Here is a 14416-nt window from a genome sequence, read left to right on the forward strand (position 1 = left end):
GTTATCCTACACTTTCCTATAACGGCAAGTATATGATTTATTGGCGAATTTGAAACACAAATCCTTCAACTTCACCTCTATTTTTTTAATTGAAAAATCACTCCTATTTAGCACATCTCCCGCCATAAACGATATACCCTGTTGAACGAGTCCTGCTAAGCCAGGAAGACAACAGTTATCCTCCTTTCATCCTTTATTACACATACCGTAATATTCAACATTTTAAGCTCTGAAAAATAGCAAACTATCATTGAAAAAGCCTGTGAAAATGTGGTTGGCTTAGATTTACATTCCCAAAAACTGCATAGGTGGAACAGTAAATTATTTAGGAAGGATTTACACCTACAGGATTACACCAGCTTTGTGGTCCACTAACGCTCAGTATAAGATGTCGTAGCTGACGGTAGGAAGCAATTCATTCTTAAGCAGTCTTTATTTATTCAATTATCAGTTCGCATTTTTCCTTTTTAGCCATTTCAATTGCCCTGAAAATTACTTCAAACAAATCTCGTCCATCTGAGGGCACGAAATAGTTTGATAGGTTGGTAACATCTTCACTTATTTCATTTCCCCAGGGCGGCTGCCTTGCCAAGTCATTTTTGTCCCAAACGACTTTGTAGGGTTTAAGTCTTTTTAGTCTTTTTCGGATTTCCGCCAATTCTTTTTCAGCAGTCTCTAATTTATCGAGTGAAATCTTTCCACTATAAAAGTCCGTCAGTACTACCGGATAATTTTTCCCAAATAATCCTTTTGTTAGTCGAATTTCAATAGTGTCAAAAAAGGAAATGAAAAATTCACTCGAACCGACTTCGTAGATGAAATGACTTGTCCTTAAATGTACGCCCATTTTTTTTCTCTAATTGGTTACATCGACCTTGATAAAATGCGTTTTAATGCAATTTATCTATTGTTATGAGCTGCAATTTCATGATGTTTCATTATCTCGTCCTCCGATAAGCCAAGAAACCGTGCCGCATTGTTATAAAATATGCCTGCTTTTTGTTCCATCGTCAGGAATTCAGCAGAGTTGATTGATTCAATGGCATCATCAATCGCATCTACCCAAATCATTTGATCACTGCCATACATTATCCGATTTCCAAAACCCGCATCAACCAAACCTTTGAGATAGTTGTGAAATTCTTGTCTCGGTAGAAGCCAATCAATGACACCTATATCGACATAAACCTGTGGATGGGCATACATTAGAGCTTTCATGTCCTCCAGGTAAGGCCAACCAGCATGAATAATGTAAATTTTCATTTTAGGATGGGAGACCAAGATTTCTTCGAACTGCAAAGGCTTAGCTTGTGCTGCTCGTAGCTTTGGGGCAAAAGTATAAGCCGCTCCAGGAGGTCCACCAGGCAGGAGATGATAACCAACGGGAAGATCCAATTCTTCTGCTAAATCGAAGTAAGGTGTTACTCTTTCATCCGTAGGTAAAATCCCATTATACATGGGTGCCATTTCGGCCAGAACATGCAACTTGCCTTCCGCATATTTTTGCCTCAGGGTATCAAGAGAAACCAATTCTGTCCAGGGAACCCCCATCAATACCGTCTCGGGGGCATAGTTGTACCATTCCTCTGTAGGAGAACCCTTTTCAATACTAAATTCTGGGGAAACCACGGCCTTTACAATGTTATGTTCCTTGAATTTGGCAAGGGTTTCATTTATATGTTCTTTGGGTGATTTTGATCCGAGGAATTGCTGTCCTGTTTGTGGATTATTGTATTCCATTCCGATTTGCGCACTTCGATCGTCTACTGCATGGATGTGCATATCTATGATAGGACCGTCATATCTATCGGCCATTCTTTCCTCGTCGCTGACTGAGGTTTTATCACCCGTATTCTGGCAGGCAGAAAGAAGAACTGTGATAACGCACAAGATTTTGAATGAATCCATAATGATGTTTTTGTTGCTCAATAACATTTGTATATACACATGTTGCTAAGAAATTGTGTCTATACAGCCTATGTACCCAACTCTTTTTATGAATTATCTTCCAAATTAATGTTTTAGGACAAGAAAACTAGTCTTGTACCATTAATTATATGGTAGAATTATTAATGGATGGTTTGTAATTTGGATCAATTGCTATAAAACAAGGAGTTTAAGGCAGGCATGTCAGACCATGACCATACCACCAAACACACTTTATCAAAAAGGCTTCACCGGATACCCTGGAATACCTATGCCTTAGGTTTACTTAACCTTAACATATTATACAAATTATTGTGCTCCTTTATTCTTTTTTCTCGAATATCAATTTTTTAGGATCTTGCCGAGTATCAAAAAGTCTTACGATTTCAATCTTGTCTTCGTTTTCTCTATAGAATAGTGTATTCTGTTTCGTTATTACACTCTTTCTTATCTGCATCTCTTCATTAATCAAAGGAAATATTTTAGGATCTTCTAAAATAAGTTCAATGCTGTCATCTACTTTATTGATGAACCTACTCGTGATTCTATTACCCCATTTCAGTTCTAAATATTCAAGTATGGTTGCAAAGTCGCTTTCAGCATCGGGGGACCAAATGATTTTTTTAGTCATTTGTAAAACGTTTTCTCATTTCTGCCATTACGTCTTTATGATTTTTCCCCTGGCCATTGTTTAGTTGTTCCACACCATGACGGATAGCCGATTGTTGTTCAGCAGTAAGGTTTTGCCAATCATCAACCTCAGACTTACCATTGATATAATTCAACAGTATCCCATAAGCTTCTTCTAGTCGTTTCCCTTTGAGCGAATCTAGTTTTCTAAATAAGTCAATCTTAATCTCTGCTGAATTCATGAATTTATTCTTTTTGTAAAAGTAAGAAATCTTAATTAGGTTGTAAATTGATCCCCAGATTTTTAGAGTACCACCTGATAGGCTAATCATTAATGCCTTTAAAGATAAATATAAATTCTTAACCATCAGCGCCTACCAATATTTCTTGCCGATTGTGCTCTTCATAAAACTTTCTAAAAAGGTATTGACAGGCTTCCGCGAAACCCTCAGGCGTTTAACTGTCGGTTGTACTTCTAAAGGAACAGTAAATTATTTAGGAAGGATTTACACCTACAGGATTACCATAGCTTGGTGACACATCAATGGTTTGCATATGGTTTGTGTCGGTTTCAAAGTATTTTCTTGTCCCCTGAAACCAAAGCTGGCTTCAGAGCAAACTTCGGTATTCTATCTGGTCTCGATCGAGTGGAATGCTGCGAGGAGTGCTCCACAGGCTTTTGGCTCGGGGCCATCCACTCGGTTGGGCTTTAATTTTTATATCTCTTTGTCTAATTTTTTCGGGTTTTGTCTTGTGTCAAATAACGTAACAATATTGATTCGCTTGGAATTATAGCGATAGTATAAAATCGTTTGTTTTGTGATAACACATTTTTTTAAACCTTCTCCTTTTTTAGATTCCGGAAATATTTCAGGTTGTTTTTTAATTATTTCTAATGATGAATCTAATTTTTCAACGAAGTCAGTTTTAACCTTAACAGACCATTCCGTAATTAAATACTTAAAAAGTTTATCTAATTTCTTTTCGGCTGTTTTTGAAAGAAAAACTTTTCTGCTCAATTTACCTGTGTTTTTGCATAAAAGTATCGTAATCCGTTACTTCTCCATTTTTAATTTCAAGTGAAGCATTTTCAATTTCTTTACGTTGCTCGATAGATAAATCATCCCAAAAGTCAGATGCTTCTTTTTTGAATATTTTTTTAATGGATTCAATTATTTTTGGATTTTCAGTATCCAAAAGCATTTTAACCAGTTCGATTTTTTCAGCTTGAATATCCATAGCATTTTATTTTATAATCAAAAATAAGGATTTAAACCTAAATTTCTGATGGAAGGACGAATTTTTTAAATAAAGCCCATCAACTGTATATATCCCCGTTTTAAAAAAAAATTACGTACATATCTACAAGGTACAGCAACTGTGCCATCTTGTTCTGAACCTTAACTGGCAACTTATCGAAGAATTCAGAGAAATGATTCTTGTAAAAAATCAGGTTCCTCTTCTTGTCCCTCGATTAAACAAATAATGGCACGAAAATTTAAAGAAACTTTCAGTTTTTTGGTATTTGGATTTATAAATGCCTCCGTAGATTTGTTCCTGATAACCTACTTTATTTGCACATTTAAAGGCAATTAGTAATAAACGATCCGCACCTCAAATACTTCTCCCCCATACCGTTCTTCATAAAGCTTTCTAAAAAGGTATTGACAGGCTTCAGCGAAACTCTCAGGCGTTTAACTGGCGGTTTTACTTCTAAAGGAACAGCAAATTATTTAGGTAGGATTATCACCTGCTAGATTACTACAGCTTTGTGGCAAATTCAAGACCCGGCTAAAATGCCTTGCCATCCTGCTGAATGGTTATAATTTTTTAGCATTGTTGGCGTGTTGTTCTTTTATTCTTTTTCTGTTTTCTCGGTTTTCAATATTTTCGCTACAAATTCATAATTTGTTATTAGCAAGAAACCGATTATTAAATTCAGTGCGCTGACAGCCCAATTAAACTTGTCTTGGATGTTGTTATATTCAAGTCCAACAACATCTCCCTTTAAAGCAAAAAGAGTATGACTTAGAAAGGCTGGAATATTGTCCAAAATCAAAAGTCCACCGATAATAAAAGTTCCGATTTTGATAATATCAGCCGGTTCAAGGCTTCCAATTTCGATTTTATCATCATCAAACCCTCTGTCAAGTTTTAATAGTTCAACTACTTTGTCCGCTTTAAATATCAAGGCTACAAAAAGTCCAACAACAACCATTATGGCTATTGCAATCCAAAGGATTGAAAGTGCATCAATGCCCATCATAGCGAATGATATGTTGCTCGGTAAAGCTGAAAAAAGTGTGGTCACGACTGAGAGTAGTCCGAACACTTTTATTATCAGTATGAAAAAGTCTCTTTTTGTCATTTAGTTTTATTTTAATGCACGCAACGGTCAAGTATAAGTGTAGACAGCAGTTATCCTCCTATCATCCTGTATTACACATACCGTTAATATTCAACATTTTAGGTTGTAAAAAAGCAATGTATCATTGAAAATGTCTGTAAAAATGTGCTAGGCTTAGATTTACAGCTTAAAAGGCTCCGTAGATCGATAAGCATTTAAAGTCGGGGGGTGAAGAGTAACCAAAGATTACAGCCCTCAGAATGCATATTTATTATAGCGTGCGTTTCCCCTTATTCTATCGTAAAGGATATTTTCTTGCCCAACCCAATTTCAAGAATCCTATACAAAGTAGACAATTGAATGTCACTTTTACCATTTTCAATTCTTGAAATAAAGCTCTTTTTTGTACCGATTTTCAGTGCCAGTTGCTCTTGGGTCATGTTCGATAGCTTTCTCTCTTCCTTGATCAGCTCACCTATGGCAAAAGCACTCGCCTTGGCCTCGAATGATGTTCTTAAATCCGTTCCTGGTGCCCCATATCTTTTTTCTAAATGCTCCTCAAAGGTTGTTACATTCTTTTTATCCAAATTTTCCATCTTAAAAGGGGTTTTGCTTATCATTAAAGTAATCTGCTTTTAGGCTTAAAGCTTTTTCTATCTCTTTCCTCGGTGTTTTTTGGCTCTTTTTCTGAAAACCATTGAAGAGTACTATCAAATTACCATCATCAAAACAGCAAAAAATCCTGTAAATATCACTGCTGAACTCCACCCTGATTTCATAAAGACCGTCTGTTCCTGTAATATGTTTAAAGAATTTTATGGGAATCCTTTCCAATATCATCACCATATACAGCACCTGGTCCATTTTATTCTGGACCTTAACCGGCAACTTATCGAAGAATTCAGAGAAATGGTTCTTATAAAAAATCAGGTTCCTCTTCTTATCCATTACGTAAAGTTAATGAATAATGGTACAAAAATCTCAGGAATCTTTTAATTTTTTGGTATTTAGACCTATAAATGACACAATAGCGTATCGCCCGACAGCCTACTCTATTAGTACCTATAATGATAAGTCATAAACGATCAGGCCCCCAATACTTCTTACCGATTGCCAAACTTCAGCGAAACCCTCACGTGTTAGACTGTCGGTAGTTCTTCCAAATACACAACACATTATTTAGGTAGGATTTTCACCTGCTGGATTACCACAGCTTACTGGTTTACTTTTTCAAATAAAATATCTTTTACTGTTCCTTCTGATGCTACATAAAAAGAAGTCACCTTATTTTTATCATCTCGTATAAAAGCATATTTGGTTCTTCTATTTGCTCCAAAAACATCTTTTTCCCCTTCTTTCAATACCAACCCTTGATTATTTGGGTAATTCAAAATCAATTCTTGATCTGAAACAATGATCTCGTAACCAATATTTAGCTCTTCAGAAAAGTAGCTACCTGAATATTCAGAGACATTTGGATTTGGGTCACTTGCTAATTCAATCTTTTCAAAGTAAAACACCGCTCCTCCAAAATCTACGAGTAAATCTGCCTCTGATTTTTTTTCTGAAAGAAAGGTATATTTCACAGAAGCATTGTCAATTCTAGCAAAAGAATTGTCAGATACTGAATTGAGTTGCACCGGATTTCTTCCATAACTGCTCTGTGCATTAAGTGTGTCATTGTTTATAAATAGGTGCATTCTCAAATCACTATTTAATTCTTGATAATTTCCTATAAATTGATTCAACTCCTCTTTCTTATGATTGTACTTTGCCTGATTGAATTCGTTTTGAGGAAGATCTTGAATATAAAAGTCCAGGATTTTGTAGGATACATCCACAGCATTGATCTCCTCAGAATTAGCAAAAACAACTACTCCAAGATCTAAATCGGGAATACAGATGAATTGGGACCGCAACCCTAAGTCTCTGCCGCTATGATTAAGAGTATTATAGCCCTTATAAGCTGTCACAAACATTCCACGAGCGTGTTGCATCTCTTCACCATTGTTCAGTGTATCAAGTTTTGTGACAAAATCTGCAACATAGGAGAAAGGGTGCTTGCTGTCTAGAAAAACCTGAGACCAGGTTATTAAGTCTGAAATCGTACTACTCATTCCGCCAGCTCCAACACAAAGTGTTAACGACTTTGGCTGTTTGAATTCATTTTTTACTTGAAAATAAGGATAAGCACGATTCTTAACGACGCTCCTTAAGTCGCTGCTATAGAAAGTATTACTCATCCCAAGAGGCTCGAACAATTCCTTTTCAGCAAACTGATGAATAGGCATTCCTGACACTCTTTCAACGATAAGTGCCAGCAAAACATAGTTTGTATTTGAATAAAGAAACTTGTCTCCCGGTTTATTGTTCATTCCTTTTTGACGGAACATCAGTTGCTGAATCGTTTTATTTGTATAACCCTGGTGTTCATAATCAAATCCTGATAAGTCCAATAAAACATTATGATTCCGTATTCCACTAGTGTGATTTAATAAGTGCTTAATTCTTATCGTATCTCCAGAAAAATACAATTGAGGAACAATTTTTCTTACATCATCATTTACCGAGAGTTTGCCTTGTTTTTCGAGTATGGCTATACAGGCTGAGGTAAATTGCTTGGTTACTGAAGCAAGTTCAAATGTCGTAGCGTCATTAAATGGGATATTGTATTCCAAATTCATTAAGCCATTATTGTTCTTATAAACAAGCTCCCCATCTTTAACAACACCAACTGTTAAACCAGGGCCTAATTCGGTAACAACCTGCGCTGACAAAATGGAATCTATTCTTTCATTCAAGCTATTTTGTCCAAAAGAGCAAATGCTAAATGATGAAAATAATATAAGTAGTAGGATTCTCATTTTTTCAACTTTTTTAATGATTAAGAATGAAGTAACGTTTTTCAATTAATGCCAACGGTTTATGGTATGTTGTCTTGCGGGATTATGAAGCGATTTCCTAACAGTTTTCACCGATTTTTTTACGAATTACAAGCTTACTAAAACCTCTGAAAACCGCAGGCATTCTACCATGTGTTGACCGAATCCTGCTAAGATAGGAAGCCAGCAATTAATGCCCTTTCTTCCAACTTTAGACATTTCCTTAATTTTCAACGTTATAAGCTATGAAAAAAAAGCAATCATTCAGTGAAAAAGCCTATAAAAATGTAGTTGGCTTAGATTTACAGCTCAAAAGGCTCAGTAGATCGATAGGCATTTGAAGTATAGGGGAAACCATTCCCCACAGTAAATCTTAATCCCAAGGCCCTGAAGTGTGGACCCAATAGGGTGATTGAAATCTATGCCTGATCCCTAAGTCTGATCCCTGAGCCTGGTCCCTGAGCCTGTCGAAGGGTGTCGAAGGGGCGAAGTGTATCGAAGGACCTTAGTTATGATTTATCTTTTAAAATAATCCGAGATAATTTTTCGGGATCTTGTCGGTTGTCCCAAAAGGCTGTGATTATAATTGTTTCATCAGCTACTTGGTAAAAAATGTTAAAATTCCCAAGGGAGGCTACTCGTGTATCTTTGAAATCTGCTTTTTTATAAATGAATGGTTTCGTTTATCCATGGCCTCTTGTGAAATAAAGCGGCCATTTTTTATGTCCTCTTCGCTCAGTTTAAGCATTTGTTTTTGCTCTTCTGTAAGTTCAAGAACCTCCACATCCGTTGCGTTTAAAGAAACCAGTTTGTTAAGCGCCAATAAGAAATCCTTGTTTTTAATAGCCAAGATTTTATCAATCAATCCACTTCTTATTTTATCAACTGTTGCCATAAATGCCTTTAATTCTGTCTACATTTTCGGAAATTTTCTCGAAGTTTCATAATCTCCCATAACAGCCAATCGTCAGTCAATTTATTTGTAATCTATTCTTTACCAAGCAATAAAACCTTATTTCATAGCGCTTTTTTGTAAAGTGTTTATTTTTTATTTTTGTATCAAGTGTTCTTTTCCCAACAGTATAAGCATAGGCAGATGATGGTAAAAATTGAAAAAGAACATCTGCATATTCTATTTCGCCCTCTTTACTTATTGAAGTTACAATTGGTGTTTTAATACTGTTTTCTTGACAGAATTTAATTAAACTTTTTAATTCTTTTGGCTTTTTAAAATACCTGTCAGACCATTTAATCTCAAGTGCCCATATAGGCTTTAATGTATTATCACTAAGTCCAACCATATCTACTTCACCATTGCTCCACCTCGCGTAATACGGGGTAAACCAATCCCTATGCATCCATTGCGCAAAAATAGCAGTCTCTACCATGTTCCCAATCATTTCATCTGTAGATGTTATTGGGGTAAATAATGCGCTTCTTAGAGAAGGATTTGTAAGATAGATCTTAAAAAAATTATCTCGTTTAAATCTTTTTCCACTTTGATCAATTCGTTTTACTTGCTTTATAAGAAATGCGGCTTCCAAATACTCAATATACTTTTTTAACGTATTCTTAGGCACTTGAGATTGTTTACTCAGCGTCTCTAATGAAAATTCACCCCCACTATTGTAAGCTATTGTGGTGAACAACGAATACAATTCTCTTGTGTCACTGATACCATACAGGCTTGGTAAATCTCTAAGTATCACTTTATCTACAATGTCTTGTCGAATATATCGTCCCGGATTAGCTTGAATTTTCTCTGAAAGTATAACTTCAGGATAACCTCCATAGTTGATGTAATCTAAAAAATGCCTATTGAGCTCATCTAGATGACTTGTCGAATAAAATTCTGTTTGTTTATCATTCCATTTTAACTGTATTGGCTTGATTAGCCTGTCTAATCCTTTCAAAGATATGTATTCATTAAAAGTAAGTGGAGGGAGTAAGAAATCCGTAAATCGACCAGCGCCACTTTCATTACTTGCAAATTTTAATGCAGCAGCAGCAGATCCTGATACAATAAATTTATCCTTTCTATAACTATCTACCAATGATTTTAAATGTACTTCCCAATCCCTACAATATTGAATCTCATCAAATATTATATGCCAATCTGATTTATCTGTCAAGCCTGATGCTTCTTTCGAATAATTGAATAGTTGTTCAAGAGAAATATTGTTATAAATTGGGTTCTCGATAGTGATAAATATTATTTTTTTTGGATTCGCCCCATTATCAATTAATTCTTGAACCATATGGTAGAGCATAACTGTTTTGCCAACCCTCCTGGGCCCCATCAAGACCACTGCTCTTCTAATCTCTCTCTCTTTTACAAGTGGTTTAAAAAGTTCAAAATATAATCTTCGTGGCATTTCATCATAATCAGCTTCAATTTTACCTTCAATCCACCATGGGTTTTCAAAACGAATGCGGTCTAATACCTGGTTTTTAGAGATTTCTCTTATCATTCTTAGCTTATTTTAGAATAAAAATACAAAATAGAATCAATTAAATGATCTTATTTTATTAAAAAAACGATTTTAAGCAAAAAACATCCTTTGTAAATTCTTATTTCACAAAATTCCACAACATCTGTATATATAGAATTTTAACTAAGAAGTTGCGTACATCCAGACTATGTACCCAACTCTCCTCCTTAATTAATCCACAAATTAATCTTTTAGGACAAGAAAACTAGGTCCCTACCTATAATTCTATGGTAAAAGGGTAGAATTTATTAATAAATGACTTGTAATTCAGATCAATTACTAAAAAATAAGTGGTTTAAGACAGAGTTGTCAGATGATTGTATTTTGAAGTTGAAAAAAAATACTTTATCCGAAATAGCTTTAGAGCTTTCCGTATCCTTATAAAAATCCAAAAACCACCTCCATTGGATCAGTCATTATTTTAACTTATATTCAATACCCTACACCTATCTTAACGGGAGTGCTTTAAAGACCGCTGAGGCATTAACTACAATTGAAGAACGCATATGGATTTGTTGAATAAGTTTTTAGGATTTGAGCTGCTTTCTATTGGGGAGTACAGCCTGAGGGTTGGGACTTTGGTGCTGGTGCTGATCATTATCGTTTTGACTAAGCTGATTTTGTGGGGAATAAAAAAATCCATTTTCCGCAAAAAAAGGATCAGTAAGTTCAACGAAGGAAATATTTATTCCCTGTACCAGATTTTGACCTATATCGTCTGGGTAATCGCCTTTGGCTTAATACTGGAAACCCTTGGCATAAAGGTCTCCCTCTTAATTGCTGGTTCCGCCGCCTTACTGGTAGGCATAGGTCTGGGTTTGCAGCAGACCTTCAACGATATTGTTTCTGGCATCATCTTACTTTCCGAACGTTCGATCAGGGTAGCAGACATTCTGGAAATTGATGGGGGCATTTTAAAAATTCAGGAAATAGGCTTGCGCACCTCCAAAGGACTAAATACGGATGACATTTCCATAATTATCCCCAATTCACTGATCACTACCAATAAGGTCATCAACTGGAGCCACCAAAGAAAACAAAACCGCTTTAGGATTGAGGTGGGAGTAGCTTATGGAACGGATGTGGAGTTTGTCATTAAGATTCTGGAGGAAAGCGCCAAAGAACATCCTGAAGTAAATGCAGAAAAATTGGTAGAAGCCAGACTGGTGAATTTCGGGAATTCCTCGCTGGACTTTCAAGTGCTTTTTTATAGCAGTACCATTTTTGGATCGGACCGCATGAAAAGTGATATCCGAAGAATCATTAACCGGAAATTTATCGAAAACAATATTTCAATCCCTTTCCCTCAAATGGATGTGCACATAAGAACCAACGAGAAACGGGGGGATTAATACCCCTATTTAATAATAACCCTCATTTAATAACCCTTGAAGGCTTTGAAAGCCTTCAAGGGTTTATACGATACTGTCACACCACTTCCAGAATCTCCGTCGTACTGCCTCTAAAGGCTACTTTATCTCCTACCTTTTTCCCTTTAAGCGCCAAAACAAGTGGTGAATCAGCAGACACTACTTGCACATCAGTGTATTCGAAGGTGATTTTACCCATAGAAGCGGCAATCCATATCCAGCCAAGAGGGATTTTAACCAAGGCTCCGGTGGTGACGGTAGTGGATGGATCCACAGATGTTTGCTCAATCATCTTTTCATTTCGATCCAACAGCACCTTTTGCTTTTCCACCAAACCCCTGCTTTGGTTGATGCTTTCTCTGCCCGTTTCATACTTGTCTCCCATACTGCTTTTGGTGTCGGCATTGGAGGCTTCCTGTAAGGCCAGTAATTGCGATTCAAAGTCTGCCTTTTTTTCTGAAATCAAATCCAGAACGGCCTTCTTCAAGCCTGTTTTAAATGTACTGTCCATCAATGAAAAATATAGCTATGCTGTGTTGGTTAAAAATTATTTCTCATTCATAAGGGTTTCTATTTCTTCAGGGTCTATAGGGATATTTCCCATTAGATCTGTGTAGCCATTGTCATTGATCACAATGTTGTTTTCCAACCTGATGCCAATCTCTTCTTCCAACACATAAATCCCCGGCTCCACGGTAAATACCATGCCTGCATGAATCGGTTCATACATGGTCCCTACATCATGCACGTCGAGTCCCAAATGATGAGAAGTGCCATGCATAAAGTACTTTTTATAGGCCGGATTCGCAGGATCTTGATTTTGCACATCTGTTTTGTCAATCAAGCCAAGGCTGATCAATTCGGCTTCCATAACAAGGCCTATTTCTTTGTGGTAGCTTTGAATGTCTATCCCAGGTCTGAGCATGTTCATGGCTTGCTGCTGAACGCGCAACACAGCATCATAAATTTGCCTTTGCCGCTTGGTAAAGCGACCGTTGACCGGTATGGTTCTGGTCATGTCAGCATTGTAGTTGCCGTACTCAGCCCCTACATCCATCAGGATCAAATCTCCATCCTTACAGGCTACGCTGTTGTCCAAGTAATGCAGGACGCAAGCATTTCTACCTGAGCCAATGATAGGCTCATAGGCAAAACCCCTACTACCACTTTTTATAAATTCGTGCAGAAACTCTGCTTCAATTTCATATTCAAGTACGCCAGGCTTGACAAATTTCAAGACCCTGCGAAAAGCAGCATCCGTAATGTCACAGGCTTTCTGAAGTTGTGTGATCTCTTCCGGTTCTTTTACCGCCCTGAATTTATGCATCATGGGTGCCAAGCGATGGTATTGGTGCAGCGGATACTTTGCTTTGCACTCTTTGATAAATCGCGCATCTCTGGTTTCCACTTCTACCACAGCCCTTAGGTGTTCATTGGTGTTTAAAAACACATGTTTGCTCAAGCCCATCAAGGTATTGAATACCGTATCGAAGTCGGTATACCATTTTATGGTTTTAACCCCAGAAAGCGCTGCCGCCTCCTCCATGGTAAATTTATGCCCTTCCCAAATGGCGATATGCTCACTGGTAGGTTTGATAAAAAGTACTTCCCTAAGTGCTGGATCCGGAAAGTCCGGACAAATCACTAGAATTGTCTCTTCCTGATCGATGCCGCAGAGGTACAACAGGTCATTGTTTTGCCTAAACTTCATGGTTCCATCCGCATTGGTGGGCATGATGTCGTTGGAATTGACAACCGCTAAAGAATTTGAAGGTAATTTATCAGCAACTTTAGCTCTATTTTTGATGTATAGTGATGCTTCTGCAGGTTCGTATCTCATAAAACATTGGGTTTTGACAAAGGTAAAAAATATACCCTGATCGCAAATTTAACTAGGTAAGGGAATTGGTATTTTTTCGCTTCTTGCTAAAAATTAAGAGCAAATAAGGCTTGACCGATTCCCAGATGAGTCTAAGTTAGCAAATTTAAATTTCTATTGCCTTTTCGGTACCAGCAGTAAAAGTATAGCGAAGCAAAACTTTGGTTACACTTGCCACCAAACCAGTAGCTACTGTCCAAAGCAATGCCTCTTTAAGGGAATTTTTTTCCGGATAGGGATTTTTGGGAGCTTCTTTTCCTGTTTTTTCTCATACAATTCTTCCAAACCTTTTCGCACCAAATAGGCACCAAGGATTGTTCCTCCGGTAATTACCGCTGATTGTAAATACTCTTTGTTTCGCTTTTTCATGGGTCAATGGTTTAAATTTTCAAACTATTATAGTTTAATAATCATGCCAAACCCTTGGGATTTTATGCAATATTTTGGAATTTTTTGGCTCTGGTATACTTTGAAGGGGAGTAGGTTGAAGTTTTTTTAAAGGATTCCAATTCTTGAATTTTAAACGGCCTCTACTCTACCGGTGGCTGAGCGGAGCCGAAGCCTTAGGTTAACGTATCCATTATACCTACCCCTGCGACTCCGCTCAGGGTCCGGTTACTCAATCGACATCACGGGAATCAGCAATCCATACCCTAATCCTGCAAAAAAATCTTGAATAATAAAGTGATTCAAAGAAGCCTGAAAGGCTGAAACTATAATAGCCACGGGTAAAGCCCGTGGAAAATGAAGTGTATATAATCCTGATTTTGGCGGTATTGTTGCTTTTGTTTCTGCAACAATGCTGACAAAATCATATTGATGCCAGCGTCCTACCCTGACTAAACCATTGATTTACTGCTCATTATGTTTATCGATTCAATTTGAAGTTC

Annotated in this window: 17 protein-coding genes; 1 reads left to right on the forward strand and 16 read right to left on the reverse strand. The window is 37.0% G+C overall.

Annotation, left to right across the window (positions count from 1 at the left end; translation table 11 throughout):
* Window positions 1-436 precede the first annotated feature (436 nt).
* From ADICYQ_RS17660 to ADICYQ_RS17715, 12 genes are all read right to left on the reverse strand, one after another.
* On the reverse strand, window positions 437-847 hold the full coding sequence (locus tag ADICYQ_RS17660; RefSeq protein WP_020891166.1) for an immunity 70 family protein: 411 nt from the start codon (window positions 845-847) through the stop codon (window positions 437-439).
* A gap of 53 nt (window positions 848-900) precedes the next feature.
* Window positions 901-1908, reverse strand: coding sequence for an amidohydrolase family protein (locus ADICYQ_RS26240; protein WP_161625615.1), 1008 nt, complete (start codon window positions 1906-1908; stop codon window positions 901-903).
* Window positions 1909-2248: 340 nt separating this feature from the next.
* Entirely contained in the window at window positions 2249-2557 is a 309-nt protein-coding gene (locus ADICYQ_RS17670) for a type II toxin-antitoxin system RelE/ParE family toxin (protein WP_020891168.1), read from the reverse strand.
* On the reverse strand, window positions 2550-2798 hold the full coding sequence (locus ADICYQ_RS17675) for a hypothetical protein (protein WP_146948225.1): 249 nt from the start codon (window positions 2796-2798) through the stop codon (window positions 2550-2552). Before ADICYQ_RS17675 ends, ADICYQ_RS17670 begins: the two co-directional genes overlap by 8 nt.
* A gap of 474 nt (window positions 2799-3272) precedes the next feature.
* Entirely contained in the window at window positions 3273-3575 is a 303-nt protein-coding gene (locus tag ADICYQ_RS17680; protein WP_020891170.1) for a type II toxin-antitoxin system RelE/ParE family toxin, read from the reverse strand.
* Between the two features lies 1 nt (window position 3576).
* Window positions 3577-3795, reverse strand: a complete 219-nt coding sequence (locus tag ADICYQ_RS17685) for a hypothetical protein (protein ID WP_020891171.1) — start codon at window positions 3793-3795, stop codon at window positions 3577-3579.
* Between the two features lie 616 nt (window positions 3796-4411).
* Complete coding sequence (locus ADICYQ_RS17690) at window positions 4412-4924, reverse strand: hypothetical protein (RefSeq protein WP_146948227.1); 513 nt, start codon at window positions 4922-4924, stop codon at window positions 4412-4414.
* Window positions 4925-5193: 269 nt separating this feature from the next.
* The gene (locus tag ADICYQ_RS17695; protein WP_040416981.1) at window positions 5194-5499 is read right to left on the reverse strand and encodes a helix-turn-helix domain-containing protein; all 306 of its coding nucleotides are present in this window, start codon (window positions 5497-5499) and stop codon (window positions 5194-5196) included.
* 1 nt (window position 5500) lies between these two features.
* The gene (locus ADICYQ_RS17700; protein WP_020891175.1) at window positions 5501-5851 is read right to left on the reverse strand and encodes a type II toxin-antitoxin system RelE/ParE family toxin; all 351 of its coding nucleotides are present in this window, start codon (window positions 5849-5851) and stop codon (window positions 5501-5503) included.
* Between the two features lie 266 nt (window positions 5852-6117).
* Entirely contained in the window at window positions 6118-7767 is a 1650-nt protein-coding gene (locus ADICYQ_RS17705) for a serine hydrolase domain-containing protein (protein ID WP_020891176.1), read from the reverse strand.
* 652 nt (window positions 7768-8419) lie between these two features.
* Window positions 8420-8680, reverse strand: coding sequence for a hypothetical protein (locus ADICYQ_RS17710; protein ID WP_020891177.1), 261 nt, complete (start codon window positions 8678-8680; stop codon window positions 8420-8422).
* Between the two features lie 76 nt (window positions 8681-8756).
* Window positions 8757-10256 carry an ATP-binding protein gene (locus ADICYQ_RS17715; RefSeq protein WP_020891178.1) on the reverse strand — a complete coding sequence of 500 codons (1500 nt, stop codon included), beginning with the start codon at window positions 10254-10256 and terminating at the stop codon, window positions 8757-8759.
* A gap of 527 nt (window positions 10257-10783) precedes the next feature.
* On the opposite strand from ADICYQ_RS17715, the gene ADICYQ_RS17720 reads away from it, so the two are divergent.
* The gene (locus ADICYQ_RS17720) at window positions 10784-11629 is read left to right on the forward strand and encodes a mechanosensitive ion channel family protein (protein ID WP_020891179.1); all 846 of its coding nucleotides are present in this window, start codon (window positions 10784-10786) and stop codon (window positions 11627-11629) included.
* Between the two features lie 76 nt (window positions 11630-11705).
* Here the strand turns inward: ADICYQ_RS17720 and ADICYQ_RS17725 are convergent, their stop codons facing one another.
* From ADICYQ_RS17725 to ADICYQ_RS17735, 4 genes are all read right to left on the reverse strand, one after another.
* The gene (locus ADICYQ_RS17725; RefSeq protein ID WP_020891180.1) at window positions 11706-12158 is read right to left on the reverse strand and encodes a hypothetical protein; all 453 of its coding nucleotides are present in this window, start codon (window positions 12156-12158) and stop codon (window positions 11706-11708) included.
* A gap of 36 nt (window positions 12159-12194) precedes the next feature.
* A complete protein-coding gene (locus tag ADICYQ_RS17730; RefSeq protein ID WP_040416955.1) occupies window positions 12195-13487 on the reverse strand; it encodes an aminopeptidase P family protein in 1293 nt (430 codons plus the stop codon).
* Window positions 13488-13632: 145 nt separating this feature from the next.
* Window positions 13633-13731 carry a hypothetical protein gene (locus ADICYQ_RS30395; RefSeq protein WP_081652387.1) on the reverse strand — a complete coding sequence of 33 codons (99 nt, stop codon included), beginning with the start codon at window positions 13729-13731 and terminating at the stop codon, window positions 13633-13635.
* The gene (locus ADICYQ_RS17735) at window positions 13716-13895 is read right to left on the reverse strand and encodes a hypothetical protein (protein ID WP_020891182.1); all 180 of its coding nucleotides are present in this window, start codon (window positions 13893-13895) and stop codon (window positions 13716-13718) included. The genes ADICYQ_RS30395 and ADICYQ_RS17735 overlap by 16 nt, the downstream gene beginning before the upstream one ends.
* Window positions 13896-14416: the final 521 nt, after the last annotated feature.

Origin of the sequence: Cyclobacterium qasimii M12-11B (genome assembly GCF_000427295.1) — a bacterium.
Classification (GTDB): Bacteria; Bacteroidota; Bacteroidia; order Cytophagales; family Cyclobacteriaceae; genus Cyclobacterium; species Cyclobacterium qasimii.